Source organism: Candidatus Pantoea bituminis (genome assembly GCF_018842675.1).
GTDB lineage: Bacteria > Pseudomonadota > Gammaproteobacteria > Enterobacterales > Enterobacteriaceae > Pantoea > Pantoea phytostimulans.
In genome coordinates this window covers 3,563,836-3,579,998 of sequence record NZ_JAGTWO010000004.1, presented here as the reverse complement: position 1 = coordinate 3,579,998, position 16,163 = coordinate 3,563,836, and the positions used below count along the sequence as shown (strand labels likewise).

The 16,163-nt window shown below is 52.4% G+C and carries 10 protein-coding genes, 1 pseudogene and 1 riboswitch; of the genes and pseudogenes, 4 read left to right on the top strand and 7 right to left on the bottom strand.

Going from position 1 to position 16,163, the window contains the following annotated elements; translation table 11 throughout:
• Positions 1–138 precede the first annotated feature (138 nt).
• A pseudogene (gene metH, locus KQP84_RS20555) lies at positions 139–3,820 on the top strand (methionine synthase).
• 63 nt (positions 3,821–3,883) lie between these two features.
• On the opposite strand, the gene KQP84_RS20550 reads toward metH, so the two are convergent.
• From KQP84_RS20550 to pgi, 5 genes are all read right to left on the bottom strand, one after another.
• A complete protein-coding gene (locus KQP84_RS20550) occupies positions 3,884–5,974 on the bottom strand; it encodes a YjbH domain-containing protein (protein WP_215847924.1) in 2,091 nt (696 codons plus the stop codon).
• Positions 5,974–6,708: a capsule biosynthesis GfcC family protein gene (locus tag KQP84_RS20545; RefSeq protein WP_215847923.1), complete on the bottom strand. Its 735-nt coding sequence runs from the start codon at positions 6,706–6,708 to the stop codon at positions 5,974–5,976. The genes KQP84_RS20550 and KQP84_RS20545 overlap by 1 nt, the downstream gene beginning before the upstream one ends.
• Positions 6,705–7,352: a YjbF family lipoprotein gene (locus KQP84_RS20540; RefSeq protein ID WP_215847922.1), complete on the bottom strand. Its 648-nt coding sequence runs from the start codon at positions 7,350–7,352 to the stop codon at positions 6,705–6,707. The genes KQP84_RS20545 and KQP84_RS20540 overlap by 4 nt, the downstream gene beginning before the upstream one ends.
• Positions 7,353–7,425: 73 nt before the next feature.
• Positions 7,426–7,674, bottom strand: a complete 249-nt coding sequence (gene yjbE / locus KQP84_RS20535) for an exopolysaccharide production protein YjbE (RefSeq protein WP_215847921.1) — start codon at positions 7,672–7,674, stop codon at positions 7,426–7,428.
• A gap of 579 nt (positions 7,675–8,253) precedes the next feature.
• Complete coding sequence (pgi, locus tag KQP84_RS20530; protein ID WP_215847920.1) at positions 8,254–9,900, bottom strand: glucose-6-phosphate isomerase; 1,647 nt, start codon at positions 9,898–9,900, stop codon at positions 8,254–8,256.
• A 423-nt stretch (positions 9,901–10,323) separates the two neighbouring features.
• A riboswitch (Lysine riboswitch) is annotated at positions 10,324–10,516 on the top strand.
• A 118-nt stretch (positions 10,517–10,634) separates the two neighbouring features.
• On the opposite strand from pgi, the gene lysC reads away from it, so the two are divergent.
• From lysC to panS, 3 genes are all read left to right on the top strand, one after another.
• A complete protein-coding gene (gene lysC, locus KQP84_RS20525; RefSeq protein ID WP_215847919.1) occupies positions 10,635–11,987 on the top strand; it encodes a lysine-sensitive aspartokinase 3 in 1,353 nt (450 codons plus the stop codon).
• Between the two features lie 279 nt (positions 11,988–12,266).
• Positions 12,267–12,959 carry an aquaporin Z gene (gene aqpZ / locus KQP84_RS20520; RefSeq protein ID WP_215847918.1) on the top strand — a complete coding sequence of 231 codons (693 nt, stop codon included), beginning with the start codon at positions 12,267–12,269 and terminating at the stop codon, positions 12,957–12,959.
• A gap of 184 nt (positions 12,960–13,143) precedes the next feature.
• Positions 13,144–14,061 (top strand): ketopantoate/pantoate/pantothenate transporter PanS, encoded by a 918-nt coding sequence (panS, locus tag KQP84_RS20515; protein WP_215847917.1) that lies wholly within the window; start codon positions 13,144–13,146, stop codon positions 14,059–14,061.
• 56 nt (positions 14,062–14,117) lie between these two features.
• Here the strand turns inward: panS and KQP84_RS20510 are convergent, their stop codons facing one another.
• Both KQP84_RS20510 and KQP84_RS20505 read right to left on the bottom strand, forming a co-directional pair.
• Positions 14,118–14,456 carry an SMR family transporter gene (locus KQP84_RS20510; RefSeq protein WP_215847916.1) on the bottom strand — a complete coding sequence of 113 codons (339 nt, stop codon included), beginning with the start codon at positions 14,454–14,456 and terminating at the stop codon, positions 14,118–14,120.
• Between the two features lie 39 nt (positions 14,457–14,495).
• Positions 14,496–16,121, bottom strand: a complete 1,626-nt coding sequence (locus KQP84_RS20505) for a Na/Pi cotransporter family protein (protein ID WP_215847915.1) — start codon at positions 16,119–16,121, stop codon at positions 14,496–14,498.
• Between the last annotated feature and the right edge of the window lie 42 nt (positions 16,122–16,163).

Here is a 16,163-nt window from a genome sequence, read left to right as displayed (position 1 = left end):
ATCAACGCTTTTCTGGTCGGATCTGTTAGTCGTTTTGCCTGAAAATGTCTCATCCAAGGTTGCTTTGACCCTTCACGAAGTTATGACAGTATGTCGGGCGGGTATTTCTGCCAGCAGATTGACGTTAATGAGGCAACAGTGAGCAACAAAATCGAAGCGCTGCATCAGCAGCTCGCGCAACGCATTATGGTGTTGGACGGCGGCATGGGCACCATGATCCAGAGCTACAAGCTGGATGAGCAGGATTTTCGCGGCAGCCGTTTCGCTGACTGGCCCTGCGATCTCAAAGGTAACAACGATCTGCTGGTATTGAGCAAGCCGGAAGTGATCCGCGAGATCCACAACGCCTACCTTGCCGCGGGTGCCGATATTCTCGAAACCAATACCTTTAACTCTACCACCATCGCGATGGCGGATTACCAGATGGAATCGCTGTCGGCAGAGATCAACTTCGAAGCCGCCAGGCTTGCGCGCGCCAGCGCAGATGAATGGACGGCGAAAACGCCGGATCGTCCACGCTATGTCGCGGGCGTATTAGGCCCAACAAACCGCACGTGCTCGATCTCGCCGGATGTTAACGATCCCGCTTATCGTAACGTGACCTTCAATCAGTTGGTGGACGCTTATCGTGAATCCACACGGGCGCTGGTGGAAGGCGGTTCTGACATCATCATGATTGAAACGGTGTTTGATACCCTGAACGCCAAAGCGGCGGTTTACGCGGTTAAAACTGAGATGGAAGCGCTGGGCGTGGATCTGCCGCTGATGATCTCGGGCACCATCACCGACGCTTCTGGGCGAACGCTTTCTGGGCAAACCACTGAAGCCTTTTATAACTCGCTGCGTCACGCCGAACCGCTGTCGTTTGGCCTTAACTGTGCGCTGGGTCCCGATGAGCTGCGTCAGTATGTGGCGGAGCTGTCGCGCATTGCGGAAGGTTACGTTACCGCCCATCCAAACGCGGGTTTACCCAACGCCTTTGGTGAATATGACCTCGACGCCGACATTATGGCGCAGCAGATTGGTGAATGGGCGACGTCAGGTTTTCTCAATATTATCGGCGGCTGCTGTGGGACTACGCCGGAGCACATTGCCGCAATGGTGCGTGCGGTTGAAGGCGTTGCGCCACGTAAGCTGCCAGAAATTCCCGTCGCTTGCCGGCTTTCCGGTCTTGAACCGCTGAATATCACCGCTGAGTCGCTGTTCGTGAACGTGGGTGAACGTACCAACGTCACCGGTTCAGCCAAGTTCAAACGCCTGATTAAAGAAGATAAGTACAACGAAGCGCTGGAAGTGGCGTTGCAGCAGGTTGAAAGCGGCGCGCAGATCATCGACATCAACATGGATGAAGGCATGCTCGACGCCGAAGCGGCGATGGTGCGTTTCCTGAATCTGATCGCCGGTGAACCTGACATTTCACGCGTGCCGATCATGATCGACTCCTCGAAATGGGAAGTGATCGAAAAAGGCCTGCAATGTATTCAGGGCAAAGGCATCGTGAACTCCATCTCAATGAAAGAGGGCGAAGAGGCCTTTATTCATCATGCGCGTCAGGTACGTCGTTACGGCGCCGCGATGGTAGTGATGGCGTTTGACGAAGTCGGTCAGGCAGATACGCGCGCGCGAAAAATTGAAATCTGTCGCCGCGCCTACAAAATCCTGACTGAGCAAGTGGGCTTCCCGCCGGAAGACATCATTTTTGACCCCAATATCTTTGCGGTGGCGACCGGCATTGAAGAACACAACAACTACGCAATGGATTTCATCGGCGCCTGTGAAGACATCAAACGCGAATTACCACATGCGATGATTTCTGGCGGCGTGTCCAACGTCTCGTTCTCATTCCGCGGCAACGACCCGGTGCGTGAGGCGATTCACGCCGTGTTCCTCTATTACGCCATCCAAAAAGGCATGGATATGGGGATCGTCAACGCCGGTCAGCTGGCGATTTATGACGATTTGGCTGACGAACTGCGAAACGCGGTCGAAGACGTTATTCTCAACCGCCGCGATGATGGCACCGAACGGCTGTTGGATTTAGCCGAGAAATATCGCGGCGGCAAAAGCGATGGCTCACAAGAAAAACAGCTGGCTGAATGGCGCAGTTGGGACGTGGTGAAGCGCCTGGAATATTCGCTGGTTAAAGGCATTACCGAATTTATTGAACAGGATACTGAAGAGGCGCGTCAGCAGGCTCCGCGTCCAATTGAAGTGATCGAAGGTCCGCTGATGTCAGGTATGAACGTGGTGGGCGATCTGTTTGGCGAGGGCAAAATGTTCCTGCCGCAGGTAGTAAAATCAGCGCGGGTGATGAAGCAAGCGGTGGCTTACCTGCAACCCTTTATTGAGGCGAGCAAAGAAGCGGGGCGCAGCAACGGCAAAATCGTGCTGGCGACGGTAAAGGCGATGTGCACGACATCGGTAAAAATATCGTTGGCGTGGTGTTGCAGTGTAATAACTACGAAATCATCGATCTTGGCGTGATGGTACCGGGCGAAAAAATCCTGAAAACCGCCCGCGAAGTAAACGCTGACATCATTGGCTTATCGGGCTTGATCACGCCGTCGCTGGATGAAATGGTCAATATGGCCAAAGAGATGGAGCGTCAAGGCTTCACGCTGCCGCTGCTGATTGGCGGCGCGACCACATCAAAAGCGCATACCGCGGTGAAAATTGAGCAGAACTACAGCGGCCCGACGGTGTATGTGCAAAATGCCTCGCGCACGGTTGGCGTGGTTTCCTCACTGTTATCCGCTACGCTGAAAGATGAGTTCGTGGCACGCACCCGCAAAGAGTACGAAACTGTGCGTATTCAGCACGCCCGCAAGAAACCGCGTACGCCGCCGGTTTCATTGCAGGTTGCGCGTGATAACGCCACCAGCCTTGATTGGGAAAGTTACACGCCGCCGGTGGCGCATCGTCTTGGTGTTAGCGCGGTAGAGGCGAGCATTGATACGTTGCGTAACTACATCGACTGGACGCCGTTTTTTATGACCTGGTCGCTGGCGGGCAAATATCCGCGCATCCTTGAAGATGAGGTGGTAGGTGAAGAGGCGAAACGCCTGTTTGCCGACGCCAACGATATGCTGGATAAGCTGAGTGAAAAAGGCGCACTGACGCCACGCGGTGTCGTCGGTATTTTCCCGGCCAATAGCGTTGGTGATGACATTCATATCTACAAAGATGAGCAGCGTGACGACGTAATAAGTGTGAGTCATCACTTACGTCAGCAGACAGAGAAAACCGACTTCGCCAACTACTGCCTGGCCGATTTCGTCGCCCCTAAAAGCAGCGGAAAAGCGGACTACTTTGGCGCGTTTGCCGTTACAGGCGGACTCGAAGAAGATGAGCTGGCAGAGGCTTACGATCGTCAGCATGACGACTACAACAAAATCATGGTTAAGGCGCTCGCCGATCGTCTGGCAGAAGCATTTGCCGAGTATCTGCATGAGCGGGTGCGTAAAGTGATTTGGGGCTTTTCGCCGAATGAAAACCTCAGCAATGAAGAGTTGATTCGCGAAAATTATCAGGAATTCGCCCTGCGCCAGGTTATCCGGCCTGTCCGGAGCACACCGAGAAAGCCGCGATCTGGCAACTGCTGGACGTTGAAACCATGACCGGTATGAAGCTGACGGAATCTTTTGCCATGTGGCCTGGCGCGTCAGTTTCAGGTTGGTACTTCAGCCATCCTGACAGCCGCTACTTTGCAGTGGCGCAGATTCAGCGCGATCAGGTTGAGGATTATGCGGCACGTAAAGGGATGTCGGTAACGGAAGTCGAACGCTGGCTGGCACCGAACCTGGGTTACGATGCGGATTAGCAGCAGAACAGCGTAAACAACAAGGGCGACCCGATGGTCGCCCTTGTTTTATTCTCTCAGGTATCAGTTAAATCGTGCGTCACGATCGGAGGTCAAATCATACAGCTGGTATTTACGTCCCAGCATCTGACCACCATCACGCGTCAGCGGCACCCAGTTAACCTGCGCACGGCCACGCGTTGGCGTCACAGTGAAGAGATCCATCGGAATAGAGATATAGAAGCCTTTGGTGAAGTCACCTTCGCCATACTCTTCTGACGAGACGTTGGTTTTGGTGGCGTAGACACCAACCATCACGCCGCTGTCGAAGCGTTTGGAGAGATCTACCGTGACGCCTTTGTCTTTCGCCAGATACTGCCCGACGCTGGCTTTCACCAACACATCCTGCATAAACCACGGACGCCAGTAAGCGGTGACATTACCCGTTGGCGCCTTGTAGTTGGTGAACTGCATCATGTTGTCCCAGTCACGCTGGCGGACATAGTTTGCATCCACGCCCACTGCCCAGTTGCTGTCGACCGGGCGATAAAGCAGTTCGCCACCGACGCCACCGTACATCGTTTCAAGGTAGCCACCGTATATCTGACCGTAGAAGCCATTACCGAGATGTCCCATGTAATTGGCTTGCAGGTCATTGACGTACACATTGTTCTCGACGTAATCACGAATGTGAGTACGTACGCGGGGCAAGGTTGAATCGGCAGGCGCGCCGTTGTAGTTAAACTTGTCGTAGTTATTAGCAAGGTTGCCAAACAGGCTGCCGCCAACCAACAGGTGATCGGTAAGCCAGAAATCAACGTTACCCATTACGCCAACCTGATACATATAAAAACTTTCTGGGCCGCCCACCGATTGGTTTAGCACCGGCGACAAACTGTAATTCAGGCGATCCTTACGAATAAACATCCCTTGTTCAGTTTGTCCGGCATCAACCGGATTTTTACGCGTTTGCTGCAAAGGTTGTTCATGGCCCAACGGATAACCGGCCAGTTCATTGTGCAGGCTGGAAACCTTGGTTTCGGTGGTGACCTGCGGCATGTTAAAGCGCGATTCTGTGACGTTAATGGTGTCGATGCCAGCCGGCAGGTTATTCATCATGATACGGTTTGCGCGATCAACACCTTCACGCGTATCACGATATTTAGTCTGCTCGCCAGAGACAAACAGCGTATGGCCTTTAGTCTGGATACGCGGGCCATTCAGCCCGGCGTTGTACTTCAGGTCAGTTAACTGGTTGGCAACCACTGTCGGTTCTAACAGCGTCGGCTGCGGATGCGGATCGTAAGCAGGTTTAGCGCTGTCGAGATGTTCCTGACGCAGGTCGTTGAAGTTAGTGCGAATGGTCACACCAAACATAAACGTATTGCCGCGTTCGTAGCTGGCGTTGATATCAGCCCAATCGGTAACTCGATAAATAGCGCCGACGTTCAGCTTGCTGCGCTGCTCTAAACGACCGGCAAAATCATCTTGATAATCGTTGCCTTCATATTCCATCTTCAGGCGCAGCGGCTGCCACGGCGTTTGATACTCCACGCCGCCAAACAGGGCGCTTGGGCCATGAAACATTTGTGAGCCGTTGATCGAACCCGCCTGGCCTACGCCCGGGCGCTGGCAATAGCTGTCGCTATAAGAGCAGAAGGGGTTTTTGACCGTACCGCTGTTACCAAGGTAGCCCCAGCCAAGGCCGAGCGTGAAATCAAACGGACCCCAGGCTTTGCTGGCGACCAGATACTCGCTGTCGAACAAACCGGTGCCGCCGAGATCGCGTGTACCCAATGAGACTTCCGGTAAATAGTAACCTTCCTGCCACAAGCGTAACTTCAGGTCGAACGCTTTATCTTTGTAACTTTGATTGCCGCTGAATGATGAAACGGCGCTGTACTCACGGGTGCGCACGTCGGTATAGCGCACGGTGGTTTCCAGCCAGGGAAATAGCTGCAATGACGCAGAGTAATAGCGATATTGATCGTTATCGCGGAAGTTCAGGCTAAATTCACCCTCTTTTGCCATGCGCGCCGTAGGCACTTGCAGCAGGCCAACACCACCAAAGTCCGATTGAGAAGGGCCAACCGGTTCCTGCCAGGTGTCAGCTTGTACCTGACACGCGGTCGCCACAGAAACAGCCAACAGGCTGAAGAGATAACGTTTTTTCATCAGTCTGGTATCCGGTGAGTCAGAACGGTAAGCATGCGACTGTTCAGGTCGTCATAAGCGCCAGGCAGGCTCCATGAAGAGAAGCCGAGCCAAATAATGCTGCCGGGTTCAACTTCAGCATGACGGTGGTTCCAGTAAGCGACAGGCACTTGCTGGGTCGTACCGGAAGGGGAGATCACCGTGGCAAAATTATGCTCAGCACCGGAGAGAAGCTCATGATTTGCCAGATACTGACGGACCGATTGGCCTGGCTGCCAGGTGACTTTCCCGGCACCGGAGAGTGCGCCCAGCACGAGTACGGTATTTGACGGCGCAGCCAGATAAAGATCGTATTGCCCTTCGAGGCGGCGATTATCAGCGGGGTGCAGACGAATCCAGTCGGGATCCAGCGGGGTAAACTGGCGTCCGGTAACGTTGATTTCACCTAACTGACGAAGTACTTCATCGATAGCAACAGCACGATCGCCGCTGCTGTCGGCACGCCATGCCCGCAACTGGGCCAGGGTTTGTTGGTATTGTTGCTGTGCCACGGCGGTGGCACCGCGTTCAGCGATAACCGCGCCCTGGCTAAAGGGCAGCAGTGCAGGTTGTGTCATCAGCTGTGCCAGGTTTTGCACGGCATCAATTTGCACGCTGTTTTGATTGTGCGGCGCATGGACTGTTATCTGGCCTTCAGCCAAAACTGTTGCGCTGAACAGGCTGAGACCGGTCAGCATTAGCGTTATTTTTTTCATGATTTTGCCGGCTTCAGAATGGTGATTTCAACAGGGAAGGCATCCGCCGCCAGCATCTGATGGGCTTGCACCACTTCGCCGCTGCGGTTATCGATCCAGAACGTGTTTTCCCATTTGCGACCCAAGCTGTCGATACGCGCCTGCTCATGCCAAACCCGACAGGCGATGCGATTACCCGCAATCTCTATCACTTCATCGTCGCCGCGCTGGAAAGTGGAACTGACCGTGCCAGCGCGCACTTTACCTTGTTCGGTCCACTGCACAATGCGTGTCCAGCTTGCACCCTCTTGAATGTGCAGGCTGTCTGCGAGTGGATCCTGCTGCAGATTGCTAACCTGCTGTAAATCGTCTGGCAGGCCCAGCGTTTTAATCAAACGACCCTTTGCGGTCACCAGCATGGCTTTGTCTTGCGTTACCCATTTTTGTTGATTGTTTTCGTTGTAACCCAGCACAACAAAAATACGCGGGCCTTCATTGATTCGGGCGTAAATGCTGGCGTAAGGCAGAGCGTCTACCTGTTGGTCAGTAACGGTTACATCATCGGGGCCGCTGATGGCTAGCATCACGGTTTGTTCCAGCCCTTTTTGCGTTTGTGTACAAGCCTGCAGCAACAGGCAAGCGAGCAGCAGAGGAAGTTGGCGCACTGTGTGTCCCTGATAAGTCATGCCAAAGTAAAAATAACCACACGAAAGTGTGGTTATGTTTAAAGGTGCTACATCAACGAGTGGTGCTCGTTGTGGTCGTGGTTGTTGTACCGGTATTTGCCCCGTCACCACCGCCAGAAGCGGCAACGCCGAGTCCCACTAACGCGCCGAGTGCGCCGATACCGACAGCGGTAGACGCACCGGCAGAGATTGCTCCCGCCTGCGCGCCTGCTGCGGCACCTGCTTCTTCTGGCGCTGCAAAAGCACTGGAAGAGACAGCAACGTAAAGTAGGGCTGCACCGGCAACCATGTATTTTTTCATAACAACATTTCCTGCATTGAGTGAATGAAGGATCTTTCCCCTTCGTCATTAACGCTGCAGGCAGGCGATATTTGCGCACCAACAACGTAAAGACTGCGGGGTTGCCCATTGCGGGCGCGTTCAGTATAGGGCAACAAATTACCAGAGTTCAGCGTATGTAAAAGCCAGCGAAAAAGAGGGCGCAAGACGCTCATAATTAAGCCAATTTGGCGTTAATCACTTTTTAAATCGGAGGTTTACGCCATCTAGCCAGATATTTGGCTGGCGCTATGAATATTTCAAAGTGTTTTGTGCCATTTTATTAAATATTGGTACGGAATAGGAATAATCAGATTTTCCTGATCACAGACAAATAATAATTACGTTAATAATCAATGGTTAGTTATTTTTCGGATGCGTTTTAGGGCCAGTTTTAATAGGGTTAAACCCAAGAAAAAAACAGCAAGTTCAGAATTTACTGAGGTTATTTTAAGAATTATCTAACGGTTGAGCAGGGGAAAGGGGTTAATTAGCGCTCAATTGCAGCTTTTATGGCAAAAAAGGGCGGCAATAATGCCGCCCAGTGAAATCAGCAATAAATTAACGCCAGGATTTATAGCGGTTAATTAAGGCATTGGTGGAACTGTCATGGCTCTCAATTTTGTCGTCATTTTCGAGTTCAGGCAGAATACGGTTTGCCAGTTGCTTACCTAATTCCACACCCCACTGATCGAAAGTGAAGATATTCAGAATGGCGCCCTGAGTGAAAATTTTGTGCTCATACAGTGCAATCAGTGCGCCCAGGCTGAACGGCGTAATTTCACGCAGCAGAATCGAGTTGGTTGGGCGGTTACCTTCAAACACTTTGAATGGCACGATGTGCGCAACGGATTCCGCTGTTTTACCGGCGTCAGTAAACTCTTTTTCAACCACTTCACGCGACTTACCAAATGCCAGCGCTTCGGTTTGAGCAAAGAAGTTCGACAGCAGTTTTGGATGATGATCGGTTAAGGCATTGTGCGTAATCGCAGGTGCGATGAAGTCACACGGAACCAATTTGGTGCCTTGGTGAATCAGCTGATAGAACGCGTGCTGACCATTGGTGCCAGGCTCGCCCCAAATGATTGGGCCGGTTTGGTAATCCACCGGATTGCCTTCGCGATCGACATATTTACCGTTGGATTCCATATTGCCTTGCTGGAAATAGGCCGCAAAACGGTGCATGTATTGGTCATACGGTAGAATAGCTTCGGTTTCAGCACCAAAAAAGTTGTTGTACCAAATACCAATCAGCGCCAGCAGCACCGGCAAGTTTTGTTCAGCCGGCGTGTTGGAATAATGCTTGTCCATTGCATGCGCGCCGCTTAGCAGCTGCTCGAAGTTATCGAAACCGATGGAAAGAATGATCGACAAGCCAATCGCTGACCAGAGTGAATAGCGTCCGCCAACCCAGTCCCAAAATTCGAACATGTTATTGGTATCGATACCGAACTCACCCACCGCTTTCGCGTTGGTCGACAGCGCGGCAAAGTGTTTCGCCACATGCTGCTGATCGCCCGCCGTCTTCAGGAACCAGTCACGCGCGCTGTGGGCGTTTGTCATGGTTTCTTGCGTGGTGAAGGTTTTAGATGCCACCAGGAACAGCGTGGTTTCCGGGCTGAGATCTTTCAACGTTTCGGCGATATGGGTGCCATCAACGTTGGAGACAAAATGCATGTTCAGATGATTTTTATAGGGGCGCAGCGCTTCGGTCACCATGAAAGGGCCGAGGTCCGAGCCGCCAATACCGATATTGACGACATCGGTGATCGGTTTGCCGGTATAGCCTTTCCATTCGCCGCTGATGATGCGCTCAGAGAAGCCTTTCATCTTATCCAGCACTGCGTTCACTTCCGGCATTACATCTTTGCCATCAACCACGATTGGCGTGTTGCTGCGGTTGCGCAGCGCAACGTGCAGAACCGCTCGATCTTCGGTGCGGTTAATCTTCTCGCCAGAGAACATGGATTTGATGGCACCGCTCAGATCGGTCTCTTTCGCCAGCGCCTGTAATTTATCGAGGGTTTCCTGAGTGATGCGGTTTTTCGAGAAATCCACCAGCATCTGATCATCAAAGGTGGCAGAGAATTTGGCAAAACGATCGGCATCTTGGGCAAACAAGTCGGCGATTTCTACCGTTTTCATCTGTTCAAAATGCTGTTGCAGCGCTTTCCAGGCTGCGGTTTGTGTCGGATTGATATTTTTCATGGCAACACTCTTGTTGATATTAAGAACCGTCATTCCATCGGGGTCACAGCGTACCCGGTTAGCGTTTCAGTATGACCACAGTTGCAACTGAAAGGAAAAAATTTGTCACCGCAGTGATTGTGTTGGTATCGAACCATTCGCGGGCAGGTGCGGCCTGGCGCGTCGTTTCGCCAGATTTTTCTGGCCTCAATTTTCGGGTTAGTTCGATGCAAAAACAGGGCGTAGTGTGGCGAAAATCTGCTTCTCCTTCCTTGTGCCGCATCAGGAAATAGCCTGCTGGCTGAACCCATTTAGCACTCTAATTGCTGCGGCGCGGGCAAATTTGCCACGGGGTGCTCTGAAAATGAAAAATCCTTCAGGCAACAGCGTTGACAGCGGGGCCAGAAACCGATATTTCTATGCGCCTACTTGCGCCACTAAGCGCAAGCCAGAAGAGGCGCGTCGCCCAGGCAGTGTGTTGGAGGAACCGTAATCCAGTGAAAACACATCAGGGGAGCGACGCCGAGGTGGTCAATTCGCGGTGGATTGATTGTCGGCTACAGGGGCTGAATCCCTTGGGTTGTCACCAGAAACGTTCCCAGTCGGACGTTTTGCAAGGTGGGGCGCTTCTGGGTGACTCGTCTACCCGATCTGGTCTGCCCATTTCTGCTCTTTCCTTGTGCCAAGGCTGATAGAATGTCTCTCGTCCGCAGTTAAACGTGCGGGAGCAAGATAACCTGACACGAGGTCGTAACATGTCTCAAACTCTGATTGTGGCGAAATTTGGTGGCACCAGCGTTGCCGATTTCGAAGCCATGAACCGCAGCGCCGATGTGGTGCTGGCCAATGCCAATACGCGTCTGGTGGTGCTTTCCGCCTCTGCGGGCATTACCAATCTCCTTGTTTCTCTCGCTGAAGGTCAGGAACCGTCGCAACGCGTCCTGCTGCTGGAAGAGATCCGCCGTATTCAATACAACATCATTGATCATCTGCAACGTCCCGACGTCATTCGTGACGAAATCGACCGCATGATCGAAAACATTGCCATGTTGTCTGAAGCTGCCGCGCTGGCAACCTCTACCGCGTTAACCGACGAACTGGTGAGCCACGGTGAGTTGATGTCGACGCTGCTGTTTGTGGAGATTCTCCGCGAACGTCAGGTAAACGCTGAATGGTTTGATGTGCGTAAAGTGATGCGGACCAACGACCGTTTTGGCCGCGCTGAACCGGAAGTCAACGTGTTGGCAGAACAGACGATCGCGCAACTTAAGCCGCGTATCGAGCAAGCGCTGGTGGTAACGCAGGGCTTTATCGGCAGTGAAAGCAAAGGTCGCACCACCACGTTAGGCCGTGGCGGCAGTGATTACACCGCAGCGCTGTTAGGCGAAGCGCTGCATGCTGCACGCATTGATATCTGGACCGATGTGCCCGGTATTTACACTACCGATCCTCGCGTCGTGCCAACAGCGAAGCGCATTGATGAAATTACCTTCGAAGAAGCGGCCGAAATGGCAACCTTTGGTGCCAAGGTGCTGCATCCCGCTACGCTGTTGCCTGCGGTTCGCAGCGATATTCCGGTATTTGTAGGTTCAAGCAAAAACCCGTCTGCGGGTGGCACACGCGTTTGTAATGAAAGTCAGAACCCACCGCTGTTCCGTGCGCTGGCGCTGCGTCGCAAGCAAACCTTGCTGACCTTACACAGCCTGAACATGCTGCATGCACGTGGCTTCCTTGCCGAAGTCTTTAACATCCTGGCGCGCCACAGTATGTCGGTTGATTTGATTACCACTTCCGAAGTGAGCGTGGCGTTGACGCTCGACACCACCGGTTCAACCTCCACCGGTGACAGCCTGCTGACACAGGCTTTGCTGACTGAACTTTCGTCGCTGTGCCGGGTAGAAGTGGAAGAGAATCTGGCGTTGGTGGCCATTATCGGCAACAACCTGTCGAAAGCTTGCGGTGTGGGCAAAGAGGTCTTCGGGGTACTCGAACCTTTCAACTTGCGTATGATTTGCTATGGTGCCAGCAGCTATAACCTCTGTTTTCTGGTGCCAGGCACCGATGCGGAGAGCGTAGTACGTACTCTGCATCACAACCTTTTTGAATAAACGCGGATATTTTACGACTAAATATTTCGTTAATAAGCCAAGCCGGACAGGGTCCGGCTTTTTTATTTATTATCTTTGTTTAAGTAAGTAAATATCACACACCCGCCTTGAAAGTCGTCCCGGCTATTTCTGACAAACCGCGCTACACCAGCAAGATGTGTCTTGAATCACCTCTTTTTGCTCAATAAGTGAACTGAAATCCCTCTCTCCGGTTGCGCTTAATGCGTGCTAATCGATAATCAGCGCCGCTGAATTATTTCAGTATTCTAAGGGAAAGTTATGCAAAAGTTCGTGGCGGAGATCCTCGGCACATTTGTGCTGGTGTTAGGCGGTTGTGGCAGCGCAGTGTTGGCTGCAGCGTTTCCAGAGTTAGGTATTGGCTTTGCTGGCGTCGCGCTGGCGTTTGGCTTGTCCGTATTAGTGATGGCCTACGCGGTGGGTCATATTTCGGGTGGTCACTTTAATCCAGCGGTCACTATTGGCTTGCTGGTCGGTGGCCGCATCCCGTCATCACACGTTTTACCCTATATTATTGCGCAACTTATTGGTGCGGTAGGTGCAGGTGCCGTGTTGTATTTGATTGCCAGCGGTAAAGCGGATTTCGATGTTGCTGCCAGCGGTTTTGCATCAAATGGTTACGGCGAACAATCACCGGGCGGCTACAACTTGATGTCAGCGATGATCATTGAAGTGGTGCTGACGGCCATTTTCCTGATTGTCATCATGGGCGCGACAGATAAGCGTGCACCGGCAGGCTTCGCCCCTATCGCAATTGGCCTGGCCTTAACCTTAATTCATCTGATCAGTATTCCTGTCACCAACACCTCCGTTAACCCAGCGCGCAGCACCGGCGTTGCCTTGTTTCAGGGCGATTGGGCGATTTCACAACTGTGGGTCTTCTGGCTGATGCCCGTCATTGGTGCGGCAATTGGTGGTGTGATCTACCGCTTTATACTGGAAAAAGCAGAGTAATTTTGACATTTTCAGGCGGATTGGCAGCAGTCGATCCGCATTTTCCCTTCAGACCTCATCTCCGCCTTACGTCGTGATAACGAAATGTTATGATCCTACTTCCGCCTTCGCAGCCGTTCCTGCGTCGCGTATTTCTATGGCAAACCTGCGTAAAAACACAACATTCTTATAAGGAAGTCTGGCCATGCTCGCCACTTTAACCCGCCTGTTCCCACTGTGGGCCGTGCTGTTATCTGTTGCCGCTTACTATTCCCCAACGACATTTCTTGGTATTGGTCCCTGGGTTACTTACCTGCTGATGCTGATTATGTTTGGTATGGGTGTAACGCTCAATATTGATGATTTCAAACGGGTGCTGGTGCGCCCGGCACCGGTCATCGCCGGTACGTTTTTGCATTATCTGGTCATGCCATTGGCAGCCTGGGGATTGGCCAAACTGTTTCATATGCCGCCGGATCTCGCAGCGGGCATGATTCTGGTGGGAAGCGTTGCCAGTGGTACCGCATCTAACGTGATGATCTATCTGGCGAAAGGGGATGTCGCGCTGTCTGTCACTATCTCATCGGTTTCCGCGCTGGTGGGCGTGTTTGCCACGCCGCTGCTAACACGTTTCTATGTTGATACGCATATTCAAGTCGATGTGGTCGGCATGCTGTTGAGCATTGTAAAAATCGTCGTCATTCCAATCAGTTTGGGTTTGATCATTCACCACAGCATGAACAGCGTGGTACGTCGCGTAGAACCTTATTTACCTGCGTTTTCGATGATCTGCATTCTGTTAATCATCAGTGCAGTGGTCGCGGGCAGCCAGAGCTTTATTGGTTCGGTGGGCTTGGTGGTGATCGTCGCGGTGATTCTGCATAACGCCATTGGCCTGCTTGGCGGCTATTGGGGTGGCAAACTTTTTGGATTCGACGAATCTACCTGCCGCACGCTGGCGCTGGAGGTCGGCATGCAGAACTCAGGTCTGGCGGCGACGCTGGGCAAGCTCTACTTCTCACCGCTGGCCGCGTTGCCTGGCGCACTGTTCTCGGTATGGCACAATCTTTCGGGTTCGCTGCTGGCAGGCTACTGGTCAGGCAAACCGATCAAGAAGAAGTAAGTTGATACTGCCCGCTACATTTCCTGGAACTGTAGCGGGTTTTACGCTGCGCGGTGTTATCCGTGAGTGACCGATTTTGAAAACAGCTGAATCACCACCACGCCGGCAATAATTAATCCCATTCCCAGCAGCGCCGGTAGATCCAGTTTCTGTTTATAAATAGCCCACGACAAAATGGACACCAGCGTAATGCCCATTCCTGCCCAAATCGCATAGGCGACGCCGATATTCATGGTTTTGACTACCTGAGACAGGCCATAAAACGAGATGGCGTACCCAACCACCACCACAACGCTGGGCAGCAGGCGAGTAAAACCCTCCGATGATTTCATCATGGTCGTTGCTAAGGTTTCGGCGCAGATGGCGATCGCTAATATGATATAAACGTTAAACATCCTTTCTCCTTAAATGCGCAATGACATGACGCAAACAAGTCATTCATAATCTCGCTCATCATCGGGCTGTTCTAACACCGTGTAAGCGGTGGCACAGAACAGAGAATTCAGACGTTTCATATCCCCTAATAAACCCAAATGTAGCGAGCTGGTTTCAATACTTTGCACATTCTTCTGATGCAAGCGATCCACATGCGCATGCGAATAGCGGCGAATCATCAGGCGAAAGCGATGCTTGGCGCGGCGTAGTCGTTTGGCGCTGGTGACATCATGTGAAAGAAATACGGACAAGCTAAGCCGTAGGTTAGCAATCAACTGTTCGTGTAATGCTTCCAACTCTTTTAATCCTTCAGCGGAAAAAGCACGCCGTGCGGCAAGGGACTTGTCGGCAACATCGCTGCTCATGCGCTCAATAATGTCGCCGGCCTGCTCGAGATTCAGCGACATCTCGATAATTTCGCTCCAGCGCCGCGAATCTTCTTCGCCTAAATCCTCTTTTGGCATACGCGCCAGGTAAAGTTTGATGGCGGTATAAAGCACATCCACATCGTCATCTAATCTGCGAACCGTACGCTCTTCACGCGGTTCGCGGTGTACGACCTTGCTGAAGGCATCAAGCATCTGCTCCAGCACGTCACCCATCCGTAATGCCTCACGAGCAGCATTGACCAGCGCCAGCGCTGGTGTATCCAATGCGCTTCGATCCAGATGCTTGGGTTTAAGAATAAGCGCGCTTTCGGTGTCATCACTGATCAGGCGACGGCACAAACGCGCCATAGGATCAGCAAAAGGCACCAGCACCACACAGCGAATCAGGTTGTAAAAGACGTGGAAGAAGATCACTAACTCTTCATCGCTGACCGGCAGTTTATCGAGCCATATCGCGACCGGATTGACGAACGGCAAGATGATGACGCAGCCAATCAACTTGAATAACAAGCTGCCCAATGCGACGCGTTTGCCCGCAGCGTTGGAACCGCTGGCGTTGATCATTGCCAGCAATCCGCTGCCGAGATTGGCACCAATCACCAGGCAAAGCGCGACTTTGAATGAGATCACGCCGGTGGCGGTTAAGGTTGCAGTGATTAATACCGCCGCCAGGCTTGAGTAACTAATAATGGCGAAGACCGCGCCAATCAGCGCATCCAGCATGATGTCGCCGGTCAGGCTGGAAAACAGCACTTGTACACCGGAAGCTTGCGTAATCGGCCGTGCGGCCTCGACGATCAGCTGTAGCGCTAAAAGAATCAATCCCAACCCAATGCTGGCCCGACCGAGTTGACCGGCTCGCGTCTGTTTACGCCCGAGGAAAAACACCACGCCAAAAAAGATAAACAGCGGTGAAAGCCAGGAGAGATCAAACGTCAGAATACGCGCCATGATCGCCGTGCCGACATCTGCGCCCAGTACCACCACTAAGGCGGGCGTCAGGCTGACCAGGTTTTGCGCGACAAAGGAAGTGACTAAAAGCGTGGTGGCATTACTGCTTTGCACCAGCGTGGTAACGCCGATTCCGGCAAGGAATGCCATGGGTTTTTGTTCAATACTGCGACTTAACACGCGCCGTAAATCAGCACCATAAACGCGCATAATGCCAGTACGCACGATATGCGTGCCCCATACCAACAGTGCGACCGCGGAAAGGAGATTAAGCAGGGTTAACACGTATAGATGCTCCTCGACCATCAGGCTTTAAACAGCACAGAT